The organism is Streptomyces sp. NPDC007164, assembly GCF_040634135.1.
In the GTDB taxonomy this organism is placed as follows: domain Bacteria; phylum Actinomycetota; class Actinomycetes; order Streptomycetales; family Streptomycetaceae; genus Streptomyces; species Streptomyces sanglieri.
This window is the reverse complement of the sequence record NZ_JBEYFB010000028.1, coordinates 78,160-101,332: the sequence shown is the minus strand read 5'-3', so window position 1 is coordinate 101,332 and position 23,173 is coordinate 78,160. Positions and strand designations below refer to the sequence as shown.

Genomic DNA, 23,173 nt, shown 5'->3' with positions numbered 1-23,173 from the left:
GTGGGCGGACATCGCGGACGGGGCAGAGCGAACGGCCGGGCGTCCGGTGACGCCCGGCCGCAGGCCCGGTGGCGGCCCGGCCGGGCGGCGTGGTCGTACGGCCGGGGCCGCGGCGACCCGCGGTCCCGCCGCACGCCGCCTAGAGCGGGGTGACGTAGGCGCCGGAGATCCCGCCGTCGACCAGGAAGTCGGTGGCGTTGACGAACGAGGAGTCGTCGCTGGCCAGGAAGGCCACGGCGGCGGCCATCTCGGTGGGCTCCGCGAACCGGCCGAGCGGGATGTGCACCAGCCTGCGCGCGGCCCGCTCCGGGTCCTTGGCGAACAGCTCCTGGAGCAGCGGAGTGTTGACCGGCCCGGGGCACAGCGCGTTGACCCGGATGCCCTCCCGCGCGAACTGCACGCCGAGCTCGCGCGACATGGCCAGCACGCCGCCCTTGGACGCGGTGTACGAGATCTGCGAGGTGGCGGCGCCCATCCGGGCCACGAAGGACGCCGTGTTGATGATGGAGCCCTTGCCCTGGCGGCGCATGTACGGGATGGCGGCCTTGCAGCACAGGTAGACGGAGGTGAGGTTGACCTCCTGCACCCGGCGCCAGGCTTCGAGACCGGTCTCCAGGATGGAGTCGTCCTCCGGCGGCGAGATCCCCGCGTTGTTGAACGCGATGTCGACCGAGCCGTATGTGTCGAACGCGGCCTTGAACAACGCCTCGACCTGCTCGGCGTCGGTGACGTCGGTACGTACGAAGAGGCCGTCGACCTCCTCGGCGGCGGCCTTGCCGCTCGCCTCGTCCACATCGGCGCAGACGACGTGCGAGCCCTCGGCGGCCAGGCGCCGGGCGGTGGCCAGCCCGATGCCGCTCCCGGCTCCGGTGACTACGGCGGTGCGGCCGACCAGGCGGCGGCAGACAGCGGTGGTGTCGGTCATGGTGATCAGGCCTCCGTGCTGATGAAGACGTTCTTGGTTTCGGTGAAGGCGGCGAGTGCGTCGGGGCCGAGCTCGCGCCCCAGTCCGGACTGTTTGTAGCCGCCGAAGGGGGTGGCGTAGCGGACACTGGAGTGCGAGTTGACCGAGAGGTTCCCGGCCCGCAGTCCCTGGCCGACCCGCAGGGCACGGGCCACGTCACGCGTCCAGATCGACCCGGCCAGACCGTACTCCGTGGCGTTCGCCAGCCGTACGGCGTCCGCCTCGTCGTCGAACGGCAGCACCACGGCGACCGGCCCGAAGACCTCGTCGACGGCCACCGGGGCATCGGGCGACACCCCGGCGAGCACGGTCGGCGGGTACCAGAACCCGGGGCCGTCGGGTGCCGTGCCGAGGATCGTCCGTACGCCGTCGGGCAGGGCATCCACGAACCCGCTCACGCGTTCCCGCTGGACGGCCGAGATCAGCGGACCCATCCGGGTCTTCTCGTCCGACGGGTCGCCGACCACCACGGCGGCGACGGCCGGTGCCAGCAGATCGAGGAAGCGCTCGTAGGCCGGGCGCTCGACCAGGATGCGGGTCCGGGCGCAGCAGTCCTGGCCGGCGTTGTCCAGGAAGGACATCGGCGTCGCGGCCGCAGCGGCCTCCAGGTCGGCGTCGGCGAAGACGACGTTGGGGCTCTTGCCGCCCAGCTCCAGGGTGAGGCGCTTCACGCGTTCGGCGCAGCGGGTCATGATGTGCTTGCCGGTCCGGGTGGAGCCGGTGAAGACGATCTTGGCCACGCCAGGGTGGTCCACCAGGGCGGCGCCGGTCACCGGACCCTCGCCCGGCAGCACCTGGAACAGTCCGCCGGGCAGCCCGGCCTCCAGGGCCAGCTCCGCCAGGCGCAGCGCGGTCAGCGGGGTGGTCTCGGCGGGCTTGAGCAGCACGGCGTTGCCGGCGGCGAGCGCCGGGGCCGCGCCCCAGGCGGCGATCGGCATCGGGAAGTTCCACGGGGCGATGACCCCGACGACGCCGAGCGGTTCCAGCAGGGTGAAGTCGATGCCGCCGGCGACCGGGATCTGCCGGCCCAGCAGGCGTTCGACCCCGCCGGCGCAGTAGTCGAGGAGGTCGCGCACATTGCCCGCCTCCCAGCGGGCGTTGCCGATGGTGTGACCGGCCTCGCGGACCTCCAGAAGGGCCAGTTCCTCGATGTGTTCGTCGACGGTGGCGGCGAACCGGCGGAGCAGCCGGGCGCGGTCGGCGGGTGCCGCCGCGGCCCAGACGCGCTGGGCGGTGGCGGCGCGGGCGACGGCCGCGTCGACAGCGGCGGCGTCGGTGGTCGGGACGGTGGCGATGACCTCGGCGGTGGCCGGGTTCAGGACGCTCAGGCTGTGCGGTGCGGACTGGTGCGACACGTACGGGCCTCGATCGGGAGTGAGGGACGTGAGGGGCGTGAAGGGTGTGAAGGGCGTGCGGGGCCCGAAGGGAGTGCGGGGGACGTGCGGGACGGGACGGCGGTCACAGGCGCTCGAAGGAGCGGCGCAGCTCCCAGTCGGTCACGGCGGCGTCGTAGGCGGCGAGTTCGACACGCGCCATGTTCAGGTAGTGCGCGACGACCTCCTCGCCGAACGCCTCCTTGGCGATGGGGCTGGCCTCCCACAGATCGGCGGCCTCGCGCAGGGTGGTCGGCACCTGCTCGTACTCGGCGGTGTAGGCGTTGCCCGTGCAGACCTCCGGCAGCGCCAGCTCGTGCTCCACGCCGTACAGCCCGGCGGCGACCAGTCCGGCGGTGGCGAGATACGGATTGACGTCGCCACCGGGCAGCCGGTTCTCGAAGCGGCGGGAGCGGCCGTGGCCGACCACCCGCAGGGAGCAGGTGCGGTTGTCGTGGCCCCAGGCGACGGCGGTCGGCGCGAAGGAGCCGGGCTGGAACCGCTTGTAGGAGTTGATGTTCGGCGCGTACAGCAGGGAGAAGTCGCGCAGGGCGGCGAGCTGTCCGGCGAGGAAGTGCCGCATCAGGTCCGACATGCCGTCCGGGCCGTCACCCGACATCGCGTTGTCACCGTTGTCGTCGGTGAGCGAGAGGTGGATGTGACAGGAGTTGCCCTCGCGCTCGTCGTACTTGGCCATGAAGGTGAGCGAGACGCCCTCCTGCGCGGCGATCTCCTTGGCACCGGTCTTGTAGACGGCGTGCTGGTCGCAGGTGACCAGCGCCTCGTCGTAGCGGAAGGCGATCTCGTGCTGGCCGAGGTTGCACTCGCCCTTGGCCGACTCGACGGTCAGCCCGGCCGCCTGCATCTCGTTGCGGATGCGGCGCAGCAGGGGTTCGACGCGGCCGGTACCGAGGATGGAGTAGTCGATGTTGTACTGATTGGCCGGGGTCAGCCCGCGGTAGCCGCGGTCCCAGGCCTGCTCGTAGGTGTCCTTGAAGACGATGAACTCCAGCTCCGTGCCCACCTGGGCCCGGTAGCCGAGACCGGCCAGCCGGTCCAGCTGACGGCGCAGCACCTGGCGCGGTGCGGCGACGACCGGGCCGCCGTCGTTCCAGGCGAGGTCGGCGACGAGCAGCGCGGTGCCCTCGTGCCAGGGCAGCAGCCGCAGGGTGTCCAGGTCCGGGACCATCGCGAAGTCGCCGTAGCCGCGCTCCCAGGAGGACATCGCGTAGCCGTCGACGGTGTTCATGTCGGTGTCGACGGCCAGCAGATAGTTGCAGCCCTCGGTACCGTGCTCCAGGACCTCGTCGAGGAAGAACCCGGCGGCGAACCGCTTGCCCTGGAGCCGGCCCTGCATGTCGGGAAAAGCCAGGACGACGGTGTCGATGGCCCCGCCGGCCACGAGCGAGCGCAGCTCCTCGACGGCGAGCGGGGGTGTGCGGTCTGCCACGGGATTCCTCCTTGGGTGCACCGAGATCCGTAAGGTATGGCAGAAAACCATTGCTTGGGAAGAGGGCCCGGCCGACGGTGCCGAATCGACTCGGGAGGCGCCCGGGTACCCGTCGCGAGCAGGGCACACATCCGTAACCACTGTTTGACGCGCGCCCCTTGTGTTTCCCCTGACGTTCCACAAAGGTGTGGCGACGAACCTTTGATGCGCCCTTTTCGTCTGCCACGCCTCGACGCAGCGCCGTCGACACACATCTGGAGCGCCCCATGGCCCAGGGAACCGACACACCCACCAGCCCACCCGGCGACACGGCCGGCGCGGTGACCGGCAAGGACGAGTACCTGCACCGCCGTACGCTGCGCCGGGGCAGCGCGGGGTGGCTCCTGCTCACCGGACTTGGTGTCGCCTATGTCGTGTCCGGCGACTACTCCGGCTGGAACATCGGCCTGTCCAAGGGCGGCTTCGGCGGGCTCGCCGCGGCCACCGTGCTGATGGGCCTGATGTACGCGTGCCTGGTCTTCGCCCTGGCCGAGCTCTCCGCCATCCTGCCCACCGCGGGCGGCGGTTACGGTTTCGCGCGCCGCGCCCTGGGCACCTGGGGCGGCTTCCTGACCGGTACGGCCATCCTCATCGAGTACATCCTCGCCCCCGCCGCCATCTCGCTGTTCATCGGCGACTACGTCGAGTCCCTCGGCCTCTTCGGGCTCACCTCCGGATGGCCCGTCCATCTCGCCTGCTTCGCCGTCTTCATCGGGATCCACCTCTGGGGTGTCGGCGAGGCACTGCGGTTCAGCCTGGTCGTGACCGCCGTCGCCGTGGCCGCCCTGCTGATCTTCGCGATCGGCGCGTTCACCGAATTCGACGCCGACCGCCTCAACGACATCCCGGTCGACACCGGCGCACTCGGCTCCTCCTCCTGGCTGCCCTTCGGACTCCTCGGCATCTGGGCCGCCTTCCCCTTCGGCATGTGGTTCTTCCTGGGCGTCGAGGGCGTGCCGCTCGCCGCCGAGGAGGCCAAGGACCCCGTCAGGTCGATGCCGAGGGCGCTGGCCATCTCGCTCACCGTCCTGGTGGGCCTCGCGGTGCTCACCTTCCTCTCCGCCACCGGCGCACAGGGCGCGAAGGCCATCCAGGAGGCGGGCAACCCCCTCGTCGTCGCACTGGAGGGCGACGGCGCTCCCACCGCGCTGAGCCGCTTCGTCAACTACGCGGGCCTGGCGGGCCTGGTGGCCTCCTTCTTCTCGCTGATCTTCGCCGGCTCCCGCCAGCTGTTCGCACTCTCCCGGGCCGGCTACCTGCCCCGCTTCCTCTCACTGACCAACCGCCGCAAGTCCCCCTACCTCGGCCTGCTGATCCCCGGCGCGATCGGCTTCGCACTGGCCGCCTGGATCGGCAACGGCGGCCGGATGCTGAACGTCGCCGTCTTCGGCGCCACCATCAGCTACGCCCTGATGGCGCTCTCCCACATCGTGCTGCGCCGACGCGAACCCGACCTGGAACGGCCCTACCGCACGCCCGGCGGCGCGCTCACCTCGTCCGTGGCCTTCGTGCTGGCATGCTCGGCCCTGGTGGCGACCTTCCTGGTGGACCGGGACGCCGCGTTCATCGCGCTCGGCGTGTACGTGGTGGCGCTGGCCTACTTCGCCTTCTACAGCCGTCACCGCCTCGTAGCGAGCGCCCCGGAGGAGGAGTTCGCCGCCCTTGCGGCGGCCGAGGCCGAACTGTCGCGGGACTGAACGGGACCGCGCGAAAAGGGTGTTGTACGCATGCCCGCACCGCCGCCACCGCGCCCGTACGCGCCGGCGGCGGCGCCACGACCGAACAGCGAATGAACAGCGAACGAACCAGAGGAGGGGCCCATGGCCCGGCCCGTCATCGGCATCAGCACCTATCAGGAACCGGCCCGATGGGGCGTCTGGGACACACCGGCCGTCCTGCTGCCCGCCGTCTACCCGCGTCTGGTACGGGCGGCCGGCGGCCTGGCGGTCATGCTGCCGCCCGACGACACCGCCGACGCGGCACGGGAGACCGTGGCGGCCCTGGACGGTGTGGTCATCGCGGGCGGCGCCGATGTCGAACCGGCCCGCTACGGCGAGGTGTCCGACCCCCGCACCGGTCCGCCCGCACGCGAGCGCGACACCTGGGAAATCGCCCTGATCGAGGCGGCGATCGCCCGGCACGTCCCGCTGCTGGGCATCTGCCGGGGCATGCAACTGCTCAACGTCGCGCTCGGCGGCACCCTGCACCAGCACCTGGACGGACACGCCGGCGGCCCCGGCGTCTTCGGCGAACACCTCGTCATTCCCGTTGCCGGTACGGCGTACGCGGCGGCCGTCGCGGAACCGGACGTGGTGCCCGTCTACCACCACCAGGCCGTGGACCGCCTGGGAGCCGGCCTCACGGCGAGCGCCCATGCCGCCGACGGCACCGTGGAGGCCGTGGAACTCACCGGCCACGACAGCCTGGTGCTGGGGGTCCAGTGGCATCCCGAGATGGGCCACGACACCCGGGTCATGGCCGCCCTCGTGGACGCGGCCCGGCACCACGCAGCCTCCTGGAAGGGCCCGCTCGTACCGTGACCGCCCGGCGCGGGCGGTGACCGCTGGACCGGCCGGGGCGGGTGAGTCCGGCCGCTGTCTTGTCACCGCCCTTTGCCGGCACATAAGTTGGGCGCTTGCGACGTGTCCTACTGCCTGTGGGGGAGCCAAGTCATGGCCGCGAACGGACGGCACCGCAGATATCAGCCGAGCCGGATCAACCGTGCCTCACTCACGGTCACCGCGGGCGGTGCGGGCCTCGCGCTCCCGTTCGTCGCGGCAGCCTCGGCAGGCGCCGCGACCCCGGATGTGTGGGAGAAGGTCGCCGCCTGCGAGTCGACCGGCAACTGGCACATCAACAACGGCAACGGCTACTTCGGCGGACTGCAGTTCACCCGCTCGACCTGGGCGGCGTACGGAGGCACGGTCTACGCCCCACGCGCCGATCTGGCCACCAGGGACGAGCAGATCTCCATCGCCGAGAAGGTGCTCGAAGCCCAGGGGCCGGGTGCCTGGCCCAGCTGCTCGACCAAGGCGGGGCTGAGCAGCCGCGGGGACGCCGCCGACATCAGCCCGCAGTCACAGCGCACCGGCCACGTGAAGGCCCCGGCCAAGACCTCCCCGGCCAAGACCTCCCCGGCCGAGACCCTCTCGGACCGGACCGTCTCCGGCAGGCCCACGACGAAGCGGACCTCCGTCCCCGCCACGCCGACCACCGTGCCCGGCAAGCACGAGTCGTACACCGTGGCACGCGGTGACTCGCTCTCCGCCATCGCGGCGAGCGAGCGCGTCCGGGGCGGCTGGCAGCACCTCTACGCGCAGAACCGCGAGGTCGTCGGGGACGACCCGGACCTCATCCTGCCCGGGCAGCGCCTGAGCCTGGAAACGGCCCGGCCCGCGAGGACGGGCACGCCCGCGCAGGCGAAGCCGAAGGCCGAGCCGAAGCCCCGGAAGTCCACCGCACCGCAGCGGTCGGCGGCGCCGGAGCGTCCGGAGGCGGAGCCTCACCAGCAGGCCGCCGAACCGAAGCGACAGGCCGCCGTGACGAAGCCCCGCCACGACACGGCCAAGCCGAAGCCCCGCCACGACACGGCCAAGCCGAAGCCGCACCCGAGCACCGCCAAGCCGAAGCCGCACCCGAAGAAGGCCGAGAGCCACCGGCCGAAGCCGCGCACGGAGCAGCACCCCGGACTCGTGGCACCCGTCGCGGCCGGCATCGGCACCCCGTACCACCAGTCCGGCTCCTGGGCCAGCGGCTATCACACCGGGGTCGACTTCCCGGTCCCGACCGGTACGTCGATCAGGGCGGTGGCCTCCGGCACGGTCGTCTCGGCGGGCTGGGGCGGCGCGTACGGCTACCAGGTCGTCATCCGGCACAGCGACGGCAAGTACAGCCAGTACGCGCACCTGTCCGCGCTGCACGTGCGTGAGGGCCGCCATGTCTCGGCGGGCCAGCGGATCGCGCGCTCGGGCTCCACCGGGAACGTCACGGGACCGCATCTGCACTTCGAGATCCGCACCGGCCCCGGCTACGGATCGGACATCGACCCGCTGGCCTACCTCAGGGCGGGCGGCGTCAGAGTCTGAACGGTGCCCTGGGGGCCGGTCGGGTCATCGGGACCGGCCGGCCCCGCAGGTCCGGTGTTCCGCGACATCCCCGGCCCGAAGGCCACCCGGCCCAGACACTCCAGCGGCATCAGCACAGGCATGGGACGACGCGCCGCGGAGAACGTGCCCCGGACCACCTCGACGGTCCCGCCGGGCGCCGACGGCACGGGGGCCGATTCCGCGGCCGCCACGTCCTCGCGCTCCATGCCGTCACTACTTCCCACGCCCGCGCGCTCCCCGTCCGCCGCGGCGTCCGGGAGCCCGCCGTCCGCCGCCCGGGCGTCCCGGTGCTCCGCGCCCAGCCGCTCCGTCGTGAGCAGGATCAGACCGCCCGCGGCGACCACCGCACAGGCCAGCGCGAGCATGGTTCCGGCCGTGCCGTGCCGGAACTGCTCGCCGAACATCGTGAGACCCACGACCGCCGCTATCACCGGGTTCACCACGGTCACCGTCGCCAGCGGCGCGGTCAGCCCGGCGCCCCGGTACGCGGCCTGGGAGACCAGCAGCCCGGTGGCGGCGAAACCGGCGATCGCCAGCAGCGCCGGCACCCCGGCCCCCACCGCACCGGAGGCCAGCCCCACCGCCACGGTCTTCGTGAACACCGACGCGATGCCGAACGCGATGCCCGCCGCTCCGGCCAGGACCACGCTCCGTACCACCGGCCGGTGCACACCCTTGGAGATCAGCAGGAGCAGCGCGACCGCACCGAGCGTCGCACCGGCGACGATCAGCTGGTCCCGGCCGTTCAGCGCGTGCGACTCGGAGTTCCCCGTGAGCGCGAGCAGGCCCGCCAGGCCGACGGTTGCCATGATCGCGCCCCGCCACGCGGTGGCTCCCGCCCGGCGGCGTACGAAGAGCGCCGCCATCGGCAGGGCGAAGACGATGGTCAGCGCACCGAGCGGCTGGACGAGGCTCAGCGGGCCGTAGGCCAGCGCCACGACGTGGAGCACCGCGCCCACGCCGTTCAGCGCCACGGCGGCCCACCAGACCCGGTTGCGCAGCGGTGCCGGCGAGTGACCGCTGCCGGTCGTCGCCACGCGCTCCTGGACGATCGCCCCGGCCGCGTACGCGACCGCGGAGACCAGTGACAGCAGCACGGACAGCGCAAGGGAAGTCATGTACACCACGATGTCCCTTCGACACGGCTGCGTCGTCGTCCTTGAGACGGCGATTCGGCGTACTGCCTCAGGAGTACGACCGTGGTCCCAGTGTCCTCCTCCGGAGGGTAGTTCTCCCCCGTAGGGCTCAGGAGCCGTAACCCCTCAGGGGTACGGTGAGCGCCGGGCCGCGGCATGCCGGGGCGGCCGCACAGTCGGGACCGGTGACCGGAACGCCCGGAGGGAGCACGTGCGATGGGCGGGTCCGCAGCGGCCTCGATGGGCGGATTCTTCGCGCTGCGGACCACCGTGCCGCCGCAGGGGGCGCACCGCCCGCTGGCGCGGTTGTACGCGGGGGAGCAGGCCCCGCTCACGGCCCGGATCGACACGGTCGCCGCCCGGCTGGGCACCTCCGAGCGCAGGGTCGCCGCCTCGGTCGCGCACCTGGGGCTGGCCTCCCGTCTCTGGTCGGTCGCACTCGGACCTGCGGCACTGACCGGCCGCTTCCCCGCCCTCTCGCCCGGCGGCCTCCACTGGGATCCCCGGCACCCGGCCCCCGACGACCTGTGGCTGGACGGCACCGATTCGCTGCCCGCCACCGCCTGCCGGATCCGTGAAGTCGTCCAGTACGGCCACCTCGTACCCCTGGCCGAGGCGGTCCACCGGGACGGCGCGCTGTCCGACCGGCTGCTGTGGGGCAACGCGGGGTCCGCGCTGGCCGGAGCCCTGCGCCAGCTCCTGGCCTGGGCGCGCACCCACCACCGCCCCGACGCCGCGGCGCGGGCCCGCGCACTGGCCGCCGAACTCTTCGGCCACCCGGACCTCCGGAACACCGGTGCCCCGCACGACACGGCCTTCCGCCGCCGCAGTTGCTGTCTGTACTACCGCACACCGGGCGGTGGCCTGTGCGGGGACTGCGTCTTCGAAGGTGCCGGACCAGGCAGCGCCTGACCGGGAGCGCCCGACCCGGAAGCGCCGCCAGGACGGCGAACCGTCCGCACGCACGAGAGCGACGCAGACGGACGACGCGGACGAGCGACGTATCCGGGGGCTTCATGCGGACGGACACGACGCCCGGGACGGCGGCAGCGAGGCGTTCGCCCGCGTCTTCGTCACTCCCGAGCTCGACGGCCGGACCTGCGTGTTCGGCGCCTGGTGCGACCCCGCGAGGAGGAACGCAGCGAGGACGTCCCGCGGTTGTGCACCCGGCTCAGCGTCCGGAACGGGCAGGCCCGGGCGTACTGCTACGGGGCCCAGGGCGACGGTTCCGCCTGGCTCGTGGCCGAGCGGGGCACGGTGCCCCGGCGCTGCTGCGAGACCGGCGAGGGCGAGGACGAACTGCTCACGCCGGGCGAGCCGTTGCCGTTCGAACGGGCGTGCCGCGCCGAGCTCGGTCCGAGCCCCGAATGGGACGCGGCGCAGGAGTCCGGCAAGGACGAGGCGCAGTGGCGGACCGCCGCGTTCGACCTGGCGCCGGAGCCGGCGAAGGCCCTCGGCGTCAGCCCGCTCGCCATCGGACCGGACACCTGCGCACACGGCGTCGGTGTCCTTGCCACGACCCCGCACGGGGCGGCCCACGGCGTGCCGACAGGCGCGTATCGCGTCCGGGGGCGGGCCGGGGAGCCCGATCCCGCGGCGCCGGACCACGGCGACCCACTCGATGTGTCATGTACCTGGACACCGGCTCGGATGTCGTGCTGTCATGCCAACTGCCGTTCCTTCCAACGTTGTACATCGTGTTGCAACGAGCCGCCACCCTTCCTCAGCTAGGAGGATCCGTGCGCATCAGAAAGAAACTGGTACTGCTTCTCGCCACAGTTCTCGGCGCCGCCGGTCTGACCGCCGTGCCCACCGCGTCGGCCGCCCCCGACCCCGGCGACGTGCATGGTCTCAAGGGCGAGTACTACACCCAGTCCGCCCCCGGCGCCTTCGACTTCGGGCAGCTCAGGGCGACCGGATTCGACCCGGACATCGACTTCCCGACGCTGGAGCCCCGGCTGGCCTCGGCCACCGGGCAGAACGACGACGTCAGCATCCGGTGGACCGGGAAGATCGTGCCGGAGAAGACCGGAGCCCATCTCTTCTCGATGATCGGGGACAACGGCTTCCGGCTCTGGATCGACGGGAAGCCGGTCATCGACCACTGGGTCGACGACTGGGAGAAGGAACAGACCTCGCAGCCGGTGGAGTTGACGGCCGGCCGGGCGTACGACCTCAAGGTGGAGTTCTTCGAGCACCAGGGCGGATCCAACCTCCACCTGAAGTGGACCGGACCCGGCGGCAGCAAGGTACCGGTGCCGCAGTCCGCCTTCCGGCTGCCCGACGGCTTCGCATACGACGGGGCCGTCGCCGCCACCGTCCTCGCCGACGGACGCACGCTCAAGCTGGACTTCGCGCAGAAGCTCGCGCCCCCGCCCGCCGGGCTGGTGAACCATCTCGACGCCGTCATCGGCGGCGCCGAGTGGCCGCTCGGCGCGGTCCAGGCCGATCCGGCCGACCCGCGCAGCCTGACCGTGGCGCTCAAGGAACCCGTCGTCGGCAACAAGGCCGGTGACGCACCCGGGCTCGCCGATGTCCGCTACGACGGCGCGGGAGCCCTGGCCGGGGAGGACGGAAAGGCCGTCGGGGCCTTCTGGTCCGGCGGACCGAACCGCTCCACGTACGAGCTGCGTACCCGGTGGGCCGACGAGGTGGGCCCGCACAACGCGCTGCCGGAGTACCCCCGGCCCCAGCTCACCCGGGACAACTGGCAGAACCTCAACGGTTCCTGGGAGTTCGCCGTGGCGAAGGCGGGGGAGCGGCCCCCGGTCGGCAGGAAGCTCGGCGAGAAGATCCTCGTGCCGTACCCGGTCGAATCGCAGCTCTCCGGGATCGAGCGGCACGAGGACCGGATGTGGTACCGCCGCACCTTCACCGTGCCCGGGGACTGGAAGGTCGGCTCCGGCAAACGGCTCCAGCTGAACTTCGGGGCCGTGGACTGGCAGTGCGAGGTGTACGTCAACGGCAGGAAGGTCACCGAACACAAGGGCGGCTACGACAAGTTCGGCGCCGACATCACCGACGCGCTGAAGCCGGGACGCACCCAGGAACTCATCGTCGGAGTCCACGACCCGACCGACGCGGCCGACGGCGAGAACCCGCCGATGGGCAAGCAGCGCCTCGACCCCAGCGGCATCTGGTACACCCCGTCGTCCGGGATCTGGCAGACGGTGTGGATGGAACCGGTCGCCGCCGACCACGCCGACTCGCTGAAGCTGACCCCCGACGTCCGGGGCGAGAAGCTCGCCGTCGAGGTGCGCGGGGTACGGGACGGGGTGCCCGTCACGGCGACCGCGTACGACGGCGGGCGCAAGGTCGCGACCGTCGGCGGGCACACCGGTGCCGCACTGGACCTGCCGGTGCCCGACCCGCATCTGTGGTCCGCCGCCGACCCGCATCTCTACCGGCTGGAGGTCCGCGTCGGATCGGACCGGGTCGGGAGCTACTTCGGGATGCGGTCGATCGCCGTCGAGAAGGTGAACGGCACCCCGCGCACCGTTCTCAACGGCAGGCCGGTCTTCCTGATGGCCACCCTCGACCAGGGCTTCTGGCCCGACGGGCTGCACACCGCGCCCACCGACGAGGCCCTCGCGTACGACCTGAGGATGCACAAGGCGATGGGGTTCAACTCCGTACGCAAACACATCAAGGTCGAACCCGACCGCTGGTTCTACTGGGCGGACCGGCTGGGCCTGCTGGTCTGGCAGGACATGCCCGCGATGAACACCGTCGACCCCTCCACCGCCGCCCGCGCCGAGTACGAGCGCGAGATGAAGGAGATGATCGACGAACACGCCGGCCATCCGTCCGTCGTCATGTGGGTCACCTTCAACGAGGGCTGGGGCCAGTACGACCAGGCCCGCATCGCGGACCTGGCCAAGTCCTGGGACCCGACCCGGCCGGTGAACAACATGAGCGGGCTCAACTGCTGCGGAGCGGTGGACGGCGGCAACGGCGACATCGCCGACGCGCACGGCTACCCGAGCCCCGCGCTGCCGCAGCCCGACGGGAAACGTGCCCTGGTCAGCGGTGAGTACGGGGGACTGGGCCTGGCCGTGCCGGGGCACGCCTGGGCCGTACAGCAGTCGTACATCGCGGTCGACCCGGCCACCTACACCGACGACTATCTGGCCCGGCTCGACGAGGTGCGCAAGCTCGCCTGCAAGGGCGGCAACGGTGCCGTCTATACCCAGATCTCGGACGTCGAGGGGGAGCTGAACGGACTGCTCACCTACGACCGCCGGATCGTGAAACCCGACGTCGAACGGATCCGGGCGGCGCAGGAAGCGCTCGTCCGCGACGCGTCGAACCCGGTCGTGGCGGGGTGCCCCGCCACCTGACCCATGACCTGGTCGTGGGGCGGGCGGCGTCCCGCCCGCCCCACAGCTCGGCTGCTCAGCTGCTCAGTTCGAACTCGGCCCGGATGCGCTTGCCCACCGGCACCCGCTCCGCGGTCAGCCGGTCGCACAGCGCCACCACGATCTCCATGCCGTGGCCGCCGGGGCGCGTCGGGTCGGGGGAGTAGAACAGCGGCAGGGCGGTGCTGGAGTCGTACACCGTGACGCTGACGCGCTCCGCCGTGCCCTCCAGCTCCAGCAGATAGGGGCCCTGGCTGTACCGGTCCGCATTGGTGACCAGCTCGCTCACCGCCAGCAGCAGATCGCTGCGGGTGTGCTCACCGAAGACCGCGAGCCACTCGGCGGCCAGCCGGACCAGAAAACGATCGGCCAGCGCCCGGGCCTGCGCGATGCAGCCGGGCTCGCCGTCGAACACCTCGGCGCTGTGCAGAACCTCCGTGGACCGGTCCGGGCAGGGGCAGCCGGCCGGTCGCGAGGTGACCTGTTCGTTCATGTGCTCCAGCCAGGGCGACGCAGGGGTGTTCGGTGACAGCTTCTCGACGTCCGCCTACCCGCGACGAACGGTCCCACTCCGGGAAGAACCCGGCAGATCTCAGCCATCGCCGACCTGCCCGGCTGCCGAGTCCGCGCGGGGTTGCTCCGCCGCGGAGCAAGCGGGCGCGGCGGGGGAGACGGGCAGGGTGAAACGGATCCGGGTGCCGTCCCAGGACTCCTCGTCCAGCCAGATCCGGCCTCCGTGTACCTCCACGATCTTCCGGCACAGCGCCAGACCGATGCCCGTGCCCTCGTACTCGTCCCGGCCGTGCAGCCGCTGGAAGATCACGAAGACCTTCTGCGCGAACTCCGGCGCGATGCCGATCCCGTTGTCCGAGACGCAGAAGTACCAGTCCTCGCCCTCCCGGACACAGCCGACCGTGATCCGGCACGGCACTTCGGGCCGGCGGAACTTCACCGCGTTGCCGATCAGGTTCTGCCAGACCATGGAGAGCGCCGTCGCATCCCCGGTCACCTCGGGCAGCGGGGACTCCCGTACGACCGTGGCACCGGACTCCTCGACGACCAGCGCGAGATCGGCCAGCGCCCGGTCGAGCGTCCGGTCGAGGCCGACCGGCTTCCACTTGTCGTGCACCCGCCCCACGCGGGAGAAGGCGAGCAGGTCGTCGATCAGCACCTGCATCCGGGTCGCACCGTCCACCGCGTAGTCGATGTACTGACGGGCCCGGCCGTCCAGAGACGGAGCGCACCGCTTCTCCAGGAGCCGGCAGAACGAGGCGACCTTGCGCAGCGGCTCCTGGAGATCGTGCGAGGCGACATAGGCGAACTGCTCCAGCTCCGCGTTGGACCGGCGCAGCTCCTGGGCCTGCTCCGCCAGCAGCTGCTCGCGCTCCTGGGAATCGGCGAGCTCCCCGACGATACGGCGGCGCATGTCCTCGACGGCCGCCGCGACCGCCCGCACGTCCGACGGACCGCCGACCTCGATCCGGTTGCTGAACGCCCCCGACCGGACCGTGTCGGAGGCGGCGGCCAGCCGGCTCAGCGGCCGCCCCACCATCCGGTGCAGCAGCAGCCCCAGCGCCACCACGGCTGCCAGGAAACCCACGACCAACGCGATGAACACCCGGTCCCGGGTGGTGCGGGCGGTACCCAGATCCGCGCGGGCCAGGTCGCGCGCCGCGTCGAGATGGGCCTGCTGGGCCTTGTACAGCCGCCGCAGCGTGTCGAACTCGTCCTTGCTCTGCCGGATCGGGACCGAGGACTCGGAGGCCGGACCGCCCCGGCGGACCGCGGCGACCAGCGGCTCGGCGTGCCGGCCGCGCCACTCCCGGGCGGCCGCGGCGATCCGGTCGAGGTCGTCGGCGAAGGGCTGCTCGTCCCCGACGAGCGCGCGCACCCGGGCCAGCCGCAGGCTCTCGTCCCGCATCCCCTCCTCGTAGGGCCGCAGGAAGGTCGCGTCACCGGTGAGCGCGAAGCCACGGACCCCGGTCTCCTGCTCCAGCAGGGCGTTCTGCAGCTGGTAGGACGAGGAACGGGCGGGCTGGATGCGGTCCACCAGGTCGGTGGTGCGGTCGGATATCCGGGACTGCACCAGGCCACCGACGAGCCCACCGGCGCAGACGATCAGCACGAAGACGGCGAGGATCAGATGGACCCAGCGCTGGACCGACAGGCGTGAGGCAATGCCGGGCCGGGTGCCCGGCGATACGTCGCGGCCGCTCATCGCGTGCCGCTCCGACCCCAGCCCAGGTGGAGCACGGCGACGTCGTCGGCAAGACCGCCGTACGGGGACGCCGCCGCGGCGGCCTCGTCGACCAGCGTGTCCACGAAATCCCGGGCCGCCAGCGCCCCGTGCCTGCGGGCCATGGCGAGCAGCCCCTCCTCGCCCAGCCGGGAGCCCGGTCCCGAACGCCCCTCGAAGAGCCCGTCGGTGAACAGTACGAGCCGGCCGTCCCCGGGCAGCGAAAGCTCCGAGGCGCTCCACCGCTCCGCTCCCGTCCCCGGCACCAGCCCCAGCGCCATCCCGGGCTCCGGCTCCTCCCAGCTCACCCGGGCCCCGCCGCGCAGCAGCAGTCCGGGGTGCCCGGCCCGCACCACCCGCACCCGGCGCCGGTCCGGGTCGAAGGCCAGTGAGGTGACGGTCGCGAAGACATGCGGGTCGGAACGCTCGGCGACCAGGATCTCCTCCAGCAGCCGGACCTGTTCGAGCTGGCCGGTCGCGCACAGTACCGCCGTACGCCACGCCACCCGCAGACAGACCCCCAGCGCCGCCTCCGCCGCCCCGTGCCCCGACACATCGCCGATCACCGCGTGCACCGTGCCGTCGGACGTCTGCACCACGTCGTAGAAGTCCCCGCTGAGCAGGGCGTGCGCCCGGCCCGGCTCGTACCGCGCGACCGCCTCGAAGGAGTTGTCGAGCAGCAGCGGCACCGGCAGCAGACCGCGCTCCAGCCGGGCGTTCTCCTGCGCCATCAGACGGTTGGCACGCAGCGCCGCCGCCGCCCGCTCGACCTGCTTGCGCTGGAGGGCGTAGCGGACCGAGCGGCCCAGCGCCTCCGGATCGAGCCGTCCCTTGACAAGGTAGTCCTGGGCGCCGGTCGCCACGGCCGACAGGCCCGTATCGGACTCGGCCCGGCCGGTCAGCACCACGATGGCCGCGTCCGGCGCCGACTCGACGAGCTGGGTGACGGCGTCCAGACCGAACACGTCGGGCAGATGCAGATCGAGCAGCACACAGCACGGGGTGCGGCTCCCGGCCAGGAAGCGGCGCGCCTCTGCCAGTGTCTTGCACCAGGTCAGCGCGGAGTCCAGCTCGCTGTCCGCGAGCATCTCCTCGACCAGCAGCGCGTCGCCGGCGTCGTCCTCGACCAGCAGGATCACGGCGTCGACGTCCCAGACCGAGCCGTTGCCGACCGCGGGAGGACTCGGCTGTACGGGGACGGCGTCCGAACGCACAGGTTTCGCCGGAGAGCCGTCGGCGGGGAGCCCGGTCACACTGCACCCCCCCTTGTACGCGCGGCACGGCCCACCCCGGCCGTATGGCAGCGAAGCATATGTGACCGCCCCGTGGAGGGGACGTCCGGGCGCGGGCGGCCCACGCCCGTCGGCGTCCGGGCCGATCGGCCGTGGAACCGTGCGGGAAGTCACGCGAACGGAGCAGCGGCCGCTGCATGGCAGACTTGATCGGGGCGTTCGGCCCGGCAGGAGCAGGTACGGCGGTCGGCGCCACGAGAGACGGATGACAGAGGAACGGCAATGACGGTGACAGAGGACAGCCCGGAGCTCGCTCCCGGAACTGAGGAGTTCGGTCCCGGCATCGACCCGGAGCGGCTGGCCGTCTGCCTGAGCGTGCTCGACGAACTCGACAGCATCGAGGTCGACCACCCGGACGCGATCCTCGTGCGCCGCGCCACGGCCGGGATCTACCGGACGGTGAAGCAGCGCCGCCGCCAGGATCGCCGCGCCGCCAAGACCGCCCACGACAAGGCGGTCACCGAGGCCACCGCGACCGGCTCGGCCGACCGGATCGACGACGAGACACAGGGCGTCCTGCCGTCGTCGTCCGCCCGCGCCGAGATCGCGGGCGTGCTCCAGCGGCCCCGCTCCTGCTACATCTGCAAGACCCGGTACGTCGAGGTGGACGCCTTCTACCACCAGCTCTGCCAGCAGTGCGCGAAGGAGAACCGCTCGCGCCGCGACGCCCGGACCGACCTCACCGGCCGGCGCGCGCTGCTGACCGGCGGCCGGGCCAAGATCGGCATGTACATCGCGCTGCGGCTGCTGCGCGACGGGGCGCACACCACCATCACCACCCGCTTCCCCAACGACGCGATCCGCCGCTTCAAGGCGATGCCGGACAGCGACGAGTGGATCCACCGGCTGAAGATCGTCGGCATCGACCTGCGCGACCCCGCCCAGGTCGTCGCGCTCGCCGACTCGGTCGCCGCCGAGGGCCCGCTGGACATCCTGATCAACAACGCGGCGCAGACCGTGCGCCGCTCGCCCAACGCCTACAGCGAGCTGGTCAACGCCGAGTCGGCGCCGCTCCCGGCGGGCGAGCTGCCCGCCGCCGAGGTCATCGGCACCTTCGGCAGCGGCACCGTCGACCGGGTCGCGGCCCTGCCGAGTGCCCGCAAGGAGGGGCTGAGCGCACAGGACGTCACCGAGCTCGCCCTGGTCACCGGCTCCGCGTCGCTGGAGCGGATCGCCGCCGGGACGGCGATCGACGCGGGCGGACTGGTGCCCGACCTGCACGACACCAACAGCTGGATCCAGACGGTCGAGGAGGTCGAGCCGATCGAGCTGCTGGAGGTCCAGCTCTGCAACTCCACCGCCCCGTTCATCCTGATCAGCCGGCTCCGCCCGGCCATGGCCGCGACGGCTGCCCAGCGTGCGTACGTGGTGAACGTCTCGGCGATGGAGGGCGTGTTCAGCCGCGGCTACAAGGGCGCCGGCCACCCGCACACCAACATGGCCAAGGCCGCCCTGAACATGCTCACCCGCACCAGCGCCCAGGAGATGTTCGAGAAGGACGGCATCCTGATGACCGCCGTCGACACCGGCTGGATCACCGACGAGCGCCCGCACCCCGACAAGATCCGCCTCGCCGAGGAGGGCTTCCACGCCCCGCTCGACCTGGTGGACGGCGCCGCCCGCGTCTACGACCCGATCGTGCGCGGCGAGGCGGGCGACGATCTGTACGGCTGCTTCCTCAAGGACTACGCGCCCGCCAACTGGTAGTCGGCGGGTGATGCGGCGTCCGTGAGCCGTCATGGACCCGGTCGGGAGTCGCTCCCGGCCGGGTCTTCTTCGTGCGTGGTGGCTGAAAGTGACCTAGAGCACACGTTCCATCGAGCGCGGAAGCGCTCATTTGGTTACCCTGATGTGAACGGACGTAATCGAGGAGTCCACAAACCTTCCTCGACCGTCCCGGGACAGGCTTGTCAACCAGGCCGCCGTCCCGCCCCGTACCCGGCGCCACCGCGACCGAACTGTTCTTGCCCCTGCCCCGCACGGGCAGCCGATTCCCGGTAATGAGGCCGGAACATCGGCGACGCCCGGGGCTACGCGACACAAAGGAGTGCGCGGTGACGACACCGGAACTGACGAAGCACGAGAAGCGGCCTGCCGAACGGCACGGAGACCGGGCCCGCAGGCCCGAGAAGCTCCGGAACATCGAGGTCTGGGCCAGGTCCGCGCCGATCCGGCTGGCCGGCTACGAGGACGACCTCGCCGAGCCGCACATCCTGCCCGGCATCGACTGACTCCGCTTCACACCCCGGCACCGAACACCCGAGCTCCGGCCCGCATCGCGCGGGCCGGAGCTCGGGCGTGGAGGCCCCCTCGTTCGGGGACCCGATGCGTCAAGGCCGCCGTGGCCGGTTCATTCATCGGATGGGTGCGGGGAGGGAGTTTCATTCCGTCTGGAAGATTGCATTGACAGGTTCGCGTCGCGCTCCAATCATCGGATGTCATGACCGAACTTCCCAGGCGCCATGTACTCGGAATGACGGCAGGGGCGGCAGTCGGCGCCGCCCTGCTCACCCCCGCCACCGCCGAAGCGGCCCCGTCCCCCGCAGCCGCCCCGCGCACCGGAGCCGGCACGGACGGCGGCGGGTGGGGCACCGTTCCCGCCGCCGTCCCCGTGCCTCTCGACACGTGGTTCGACAACGACGGAATCGACACGGCCGACGCCCGCGGCGGCGACTTCGACGGTTCCGGCTACACCTTCCCGGGTGAGGAACTCCCCGCCGGAGAACGGGAGATCGGCGGCACCGCCTTCCTCTTCCCCGGCTCCGCGGCCGGGACCAAGAACAACGTCGTCGCCCTCGGCCAGCGCATCGGCCTGCCGCCCGGCCGCTATCTCTCCGCGCTCTTCCTCGCCTCGTGCAGCTACGGCGCCGCGTCCGGCCGGGCCACGGTCCACTACGCCGACGGCACCACGGCGACCCCGGCGCTCGGCGGGCCCGACTGGTACGGCGGCAGCGGCGCCCTCACCGCCCCGTACCGCTACACCGCCGACGGCGCCAAGGACCCGCACCAGGTGTCCATCGCCGTCAGCGAGATCGCGCTCGACCCGGCCAGGGAAGCCGTCGCGATCACCCTGCCCACCACTCAGCCCGCCGAGGCGAACAAGTCGTCCCTGCACATCTTCGCCCTCTCGCTCCAGCCGGCCGCCCAGGGACGGGCGCTGTCGCTGCGCGACGCCCGCTCCACCACCTCGTTGCTGGAATCCGGCGCCCAGAGCGTCGAGGCCACCGTCGTCAACGCGGGCACGGTCGGCATCCTCGCCGCCGACGGCCTCGCCCTCTCCGTGGACGTGCCCGGGGCCCGTACCGTCGAGCCCTCCCACGTCAGCCGTCTCGCGCCCGGCGAGCAGGCCCGCGTCCGCATCGGTATCCGCAGCAGACCGGGCACCGCTCCCGGCACCGCCCGGGAAGGCGACGTCGTCGCCCGCGGGCGCGGAGCCCGGGCGGCCACGGTCCGGCGCTCGCTCACCCTCGGCGTCCCCGACTACGCACCGACGGACGCCTCCCTCTCCACCCATCAGGCGCCGTACTGGTTCCAGCAGGCGAAGTTCGGGATCTTCATCCACTGGGGGGTCTACTCGGTACCCGCCTGGGCGCCGGTCGGCACCCAGTACGCCGAGTGGTACTGGAGCCAGATGCAGGACCCCAACAACCCCACCTACGCCCACCATCGCGACACCTACGGCGAGTCCTTCGCCTACGACGACTTCATCCCGCGGTTCCGCGCCGAACGCTTCGACCCGCGGTCCTGGGTGGAGCTGTTCCGGGACGCCGGTGCCCAGTACCACGTCCTCACCTCCAAGCACCACGAGGGCTTCGCGCTCTGGGACACCAAGCTCTCGGACCGCAACTCGGTGAAGATGGGGCCCCGGCGCGACCTGGTCAAGGAGCTCTTCGACGCCTCGCGCCGCTACACCCCCGAACTCCACCCCGGGCTGTACTTCTCCATGCCCGAATGGTTCAACCCCGACCACCCGTGGATGGGCCACGCCCCGCGCAACCCGTACACCCTGGAGCCGGTCCCGTACACCGGTCACACGGCGGGCAGGGACTACGTCACCGAGTTCCAGGGCCCACAGATGCTGGAGCTGATCCACGGCTACGGCCCCGAGATCCTCTGGTGCGACATCGGCGGCGACAACGACAGCCACCGGGTGCTGGCCGAGTACTTCAACCATGCGAAGAACCGGGCCCGCCCGGTCGAGGTCACCGTCAACAACCGCTCCGGGATCGGCGCGTACGACTTCACCACGCCCGAGTACACGACGTACGACCAGATCGTCACCGCGAAGTGGGAGTCCAGCCGCGGCCTCGACCCGTACAGCTACGGCTACAACGCCCAGACGCCGGACGAGAAGTACATGACGGCCGAGGAGATCGTGCACTCGCTCGTCGACATCGTCTCCAAGAACGGCAACTTCCTGCTGGACATCGGGCCCAGGGCCGACGGCACGATCCCCGACATCATGCAGCGCAGGCTGCGCGAGACGGGGGAGTGGCTGAAGACCAACGGGGAGGCCATCTACGACACCACGTACTGGTCACGGATGCCGCAGCTCGGTGAGGACCTGCGGTTCACCCTGCGGCCGGACCGGGCGTTCTACATCCACTCGCTGGCGCGGCCCGGCGCGACCCTCACCGTCGAGGCGCCGGTGCCGGTCCGCGGCGGTGACCGGGTCACCCTGCTCGGTCACGACCGGCCGCTCAACTGGCGGGTCCGGGGCGGCTCGCTGGTGATCGACGTACCGGCGGCGGCCCGCCGGACCGGGAAGCACGCCTGGGTGTTCAAGATCGCCTGGTCGGGCTGAGCCAGGCAGGACCGAGCGAGACGGGGCGCATGAAGTCCCGTACGTAGGTCCGGTGCCACCAGCGCCCGGTGGCCCGCAGTTCGCGCCAGGTCGTGTACCGGTAGTGGTACACCCTGGCGCGGACATGCGCGGGCGGGGCGTCGGGGAACGGGTTGTGACGCAGCAGCCGCAGGGTGTCCCGGTCGTTCTCCAGCAGCCGCTCCACGAATGGGCCGAACCAGGGCCGGGCGTACGCGGGGGAGAGCGCCGCGAACCACATCAGCCAGTCCAGCCGCAGATGGTACGGGGCGAACTGGCGGGGCATCCGGCGCGGGTCGCCCGGCTTGCCGCGGAAGCCGTACTCCCGCCAGAGGGTTCCCTCGTGGAGCACCTGCTCGTCCGTGCCCTCGACCACCACCTCCAGCCGGACCCGGCTGATGCTGCCGAACGCGCCATAGGTGTTGACCAGGTGCAACGGGTCGAACGAGCGGTTCATCACCTGGCGGCGGGAGACCAGATTGCGCGCCGGCCGGTAGCTGAGGAGGACGACCAGCGCGGTCACCGCGATGACCACGATCTCGTACCAGAGCGGCGGCGCGGACTGCGCGGGCGGCGCGGTGAACAGGGACCAGTCGACGGCGGACAGGGCGAGGGTGATCGTCATCCAGTTCAGCCAGGCGAAGTTCCCCGAGACGACCAGCCACAGCTGGGTGACGATCATCAGCCCGGCGGCGGCGCTCGCCACCGGCTGCGGGGTGAACAGCAGCACCGGAACCAGCAGCTGGGTGACATGGTTGGCCGCCACCTCGGCCCGGTGGACGGGCTTCGGCAGCCGGTGGAAGAACCAGCTCAGCGGTCCCGGCATCGGCTGGGTCTCGTGGTGGAAGTACAGACACGTCAGCCTGCGCCAGCACTCGTCGCCGCGGATCTTGATCAGTCCGGCGCCGAACTCCACCCGGAACAGCACCCAGCGCAGCAGCCACAGCACCAGCACCGGGGGAGCCGTGTGCGCGTTGCCGAGGAAGACGGCGAGGAAGCCGGTCTCCAGCAGCAGCGACTCCCAGCCGAAGCCGTACCAGGTCTGGCCCACCTGCACGATCGAGAGGTACAGCGCCCAGGGCAGGGCCCAGAGCAGCATCGCCGCCCAGAGCGGAACGTACGAGTCCGCGCCCGCGAGCAGGGCCACGGCCAGCGCGCAGCCGGTCCAGGCGACGAGTGCGAAGAAGCGGTCGGAGTAGTGCAGCCGGAAGAGCCCCGGCGCGTCGCGCCAGTCGGTGCGGCGCAGGAACTCGGGTACCGGCAGCATGCCGCGTTCGCCGATCAGCGCCCGGAACTGGAGCGCGGCGGTGAGAAACGCGACCAGGTAGACCGCGGCCAGCGCCCGCTGGAAGATCAGCCGGCTGAGCCAGTACCCGTCTGCGGTGAACCAGTTCATC

17 protein-coding genes are annotated in these 23,173 nt (G+C 71.8%); 9 read left to right on the top strand and 8 right to left on the bottom strand.

Features of this window, described 5'->3' with window-relative positions:
* Window positions 1–139: 139 nt before the first annotated feature.
* From ABZ622_RS28580 to ABZ622_RS28570, 3 genes are all read right to left on the bottom strand, one after another.
* The gene (locus tag ABZ622_RS28580) at window positions 140–925 is read right to left on the bottom strand and encodes a 3-oxoacyl-ACP reductase (RefSeq protein ID WP_360547956.1); all 786 of its coding nucleotides are present in this window, start codon (window positions 923–925) and stop codon (window positions 140–142) included.
* A 5-nt stretch (window positions 926–930) separates the two neighbouring features.
* Window positions 931–2,319 carry an aldehyde dehydrogenase family protein gene (locus tag ABZ622_RS28575; RefSeq protein WP_360547954.1) on the bottom strand — a complete coding sequence of 463 codons (1,389 nt, stop codon included), beginning with the start codon at window positions 2,317–2,319 and terminating at the stop codon, window positions 931–933.
* Window positions 2,320–2,422: 103 nt separating this feature from the next.
* Window positions 2,423–3,787, bottom strand: a complete 1,365-nt coding sequence (locus ABZ622_RS28570) for a glutamine synthetase family protein (RefSeq protein WP_360547952.1) — start codon at window positions 3,785–3,787, stop codon at window positions 2,423–2,425.
* 266 nt (window positions 3,788–4,053) lie between these two features.
* Between ABZ622_RS28570 and eat the strand changes: the two genes are divergently transcribed.
* The 3 genes from eat (at window position 4,054) to ABZ622_RS28555 (ending at window position 7,911) form a co-directional block, all read left to right on the top strand.
* Window positions 4,054–5,523: an ethanolamine permease gene (eat, locus tag ABZ622_RS28565; RefSeq protein ID WP_360547950.1), complete on the top strand. Its 1,470-nt coding sequence runs from the start codon at window positions 4,054–4,056 to the stop codon at window positions 5,521–5,523.
* A gap of 123 nt (window positions 5,524–5,646) precedes the next feature.
* Window positions 5,647–6,366 carry a gamma-glutamyl-gamma-aminobutyrate hydrolase family protein gene (locus ABZ622_RS28560; RefSeq protein WP_360547948.1) on the top strand — a complete coding sequence of 240 codons (720 nt, stop codon included), beginning with the start codon at window positions 5,647–5,649 and terminating at the stop codon, window positions 6,364–6,366.
* Between the two features lie 132 nt (window positions 6,367–6,498).
* A complete protein-coding gene (locus ABZ622_RS28555; protein ID WP_360547946.1) occupies window positions 6,499–7,911 on the top strand; it encodes a transglycosylase family protein in 1,413 nt (470 codons plus the stop codon).
* Here the strand turns inward: ABZ622_RS28555 and ABZ622_RS28550 are convergent.
* The gene (locus tag ABZ622_RS28550) at window positions 7,881–9,050 is read right to left on the bottom strand and encodes a DMT family transporter (protein WP_360547944.1); all 1,170 of its coding nucleotides are present in this window, start codon (window positions 9,048–9,050) and stop codon (window positions 7,881–7,883) included. The two genes, ABZ622_RS28555 and ABZ622_RS28550, sit on opposite strands and share 31 nt — an antisense overlap.
* 234 nt (window positions 9,051–9,284) lie before the next feature.
* Between ABZ622_RS28550 and ABZ622_RS28545 the strand changes: the two genes are divergently transcribed.
* The 3 genes from ABZ622_RS28545 to ABZ622_RS28535 all read left to right on the top strand — a co-directional run bounded on the left by ABZ622_RS28545 (window position 9,285) and on the right by ABZ622_RS28535 (window position 13,408).
* Window positions 9,285–9,980 carry a (2Fe-2S)-binding protein gene (locus tag ABZ622_RS28545; protein ID WP_360547942.1) on the top strand — a complete coding sequence of 232 codons (696 nt, stop codon included), beginning with the start codon at window positions 9,285–9,287 and terminating at the stop codon, window positions 9,978–9,980.
* A 204-nt stretch (window positions 9,981–10,184) separates the two neighbouring features.
* Window positions 10,185–10,799, top strand: coding sequence for a hypothetical protein (locus ABZ622_RS28540; RefSeq protein WP_360547940.1), 615 nt, complete (start codon window positions 10,185–10,187; stop codon window positions 10,797–10,799).
* Between the two features lie 8 nt (window positions 10,800–10,807).
* A complete protein-coding gene (locus tag ABZ622_RS28535) occupies window positions 10,808–13,408 on the top strand; it encodes a PA14 domain-containing protein (protein WP_360547938.1) in 2,601 nt (866 codons plus the stop codon).
* Window positions 13,409–13,463: 55 nt separating this feature from the next.
* Here ABZ622_RS28535 and ABZ622_RS28530 read toward each other — a convergent pair whose 3' ends face one another.
* The 3 genes from ABZ622_RS28530 to ABZ622_RS28520 all read right to left on the bottom strand — a co-directional run bounded on the left by ABZ622_RS28530 (window position 13,464) and on the right by ABZ622_RS28520 (window position 16,876).
* Entirely contained in the window at window positions 13,464–13,919 is a 456-nt protein-coding gene (locus ABZ622_RS28530) for an ATP-binding protein (RefSeq protein ID WP_266430109.1), read from the bottom strand.
* A gap of 99 nt (window positions 13,920–14,018) precedes the next feature.
* The gene (locus ABZ622_RS28525; protein WP_360547936.1) at window positions 14,019–15,644 is read right to left on the bottom strand and encodes a CHASE3 domain-containing protein; all 1,626 of its coding nucleotides are present in this window, start codon (window positions 15,642–15,644) and stop codon (window positions 14,019–14,021) included.
* The gene (locus ABZ622_RS28520; protein ID WP_360547934.1) at window positions 15,641–16,876 is read right to left on the bottom strand and encodes a fused response regulator/phosphatase; all 1,236 of its coding nucleotides are present in this window, start codon (window positions 16,874–16,876) and stop codon (window positions 15,641–15,643) included. The genes ABZ622_RS28525 and ABZ622_RS28520 overlap by 4 nt, the downstream gene beginning before the upstream one ends.
* 300 nt (window positions 16,877–17,176) lie before the next feature.
* Here ABZ622_RS28520 and ABZ622_RS28515 point away from each other — a divergent pair, with 300 nt between their 5' ends.
* The 3 genes from ABZ622_RS28515 to ABZ622_RS28505 all read left to right on the top strand — a co-directional run bounded on the left by ABZ622_RS28515 (window position 17,177) and on the right by ABZ622_RS28505 (window position 21,758).
* Window positions 17,177–18,661: an SDR family NAD(P)-dependent oxidoreductase gene (locus ABZ622_RS28515; protein WP_360547932.1), complete on the top strand. Its 1,485-nt coding sequence runs from the start codon at window positions 17,177–17,179 to the stop codon at window positions 18,659–18,661.
* 347 nt (window positions 18,662–19,008) lie between these two features.
* Window positions 19,009–19,185 (top strand): hypothetical protein, encoded by a 177-nt coding sequence (locus ABZ622_RS28510; protein WP_360547930.1) that lies wholly within the window; start codon window positions 19,009–19,011, stop codon window positions 19,183–19,185.
* Between the two features lie 209 nt (window positions 19,186–19,394).
* Complete coding sequence (locus ABZ622_RS28505; protein ID WP_360547928.1) at window positions 19,395–21,758, top strand: alpha-L-fucosidase; 2,364 nt, start codon at window positions 19,395–19,397, stop codon at window positions 21,756–21,758.
* Here ABZ622_RS28505 and ABZ622_RS28500 read toward each other — a convergent pair.
* The gene (locus ABZ622_RS28500; protein WP_360547926.1) at window positions 21,736–23,172 is read right to left on the bottom strand and encodes a lipase maturation factor family protein; all 1,437 of its coding nucleotides are present in this window, start codon (window positions 23,170–23,172) and stop codon (window positions 21,736–21,738) included. The two genes, ABZ622_RS28505 and ABZ622_RS28500, sit on opposite strands and share 23 nt — an antisense overlap.
* Window position 23,173: the final 1 nt, after the last annotated feature.

Coding starts and splice junctions, on each gene's coding strand:
- ABZ622_RS28505 (WP_360547928.1), top strand. CDS start 19,395: ATGACCGAACTTCCCAGGCGCCATGTACTCGGAATGACGGCAGGGGCG.
- ABZ622_RS28555 (WP_360547946.1), top strand. CDS start 6,499: ATGGCCGCGAACGGACGGCACCGCAGATATCAGCCGAGCCGGATCAAC.
- ABZ622_RS28530 (WP_266430109.1), bottom strand. CDS start 13,919: ATGAACGAACAGGTCACCTCGCGACCGGCCGGCTGCCCCTGCCCGGAC.
- ABZ622_RS28550 (WP_360547944.1), bottom strand. CDS start 9,050: ATGACTTCCCTTGCGCTGTCCGTGCTGCTGTCACTGGTCTCCGCGGTC.
- ABZ622_RS28525 (WP_360547936.1), bottom strand. CDS start 15,644: ATGAGCGGCCGCGACGTATCGCCGGGCACCCGGCCCGGCATTGCCTCA.
- ABZ622_RS28545 (WP_360547942.1), top strand. CDS start 9,285: ATGGGCGGGTCCGCAGCGGCCTCGATGGGCGGATTCTTCGCGCTGCGG.
- ABZ622_RS28560 (WP_360547948.1), top strand. CDS start 5,647: ATGGCCCGGCCCGTCATCGGCATCAGCACCTATCAGGAACCGGCCCGA.
- eat (WP_360547950.1), top strand. CDS start 4,054: ATGGCCCAGGGAACCGACACACCCACCAGCCCACCCGGCGACACGGCC.
- ABZ622_RS28515 (WP_360547932.1), top strand. CDS start 17,177: ATGACGGTGACAGAGGACAGCCCGGAGCTCGCTCCCGGAACTGAGGAG.
- ABZ622_RS28580 (WP_360547956.1), bottom strand. CDS start 925: ATGACCGACACCACCGCTGTCTGCCGCCGCCTGGTCGGCCGCACCGCC.
- ABZ622_RS28500 (WP_360547926.1), bottom strand. CDS start 23,172: ATGAACTGGTTCACCGCAGACGGGTACTGGCTCAGCCGGCTGATCTTC.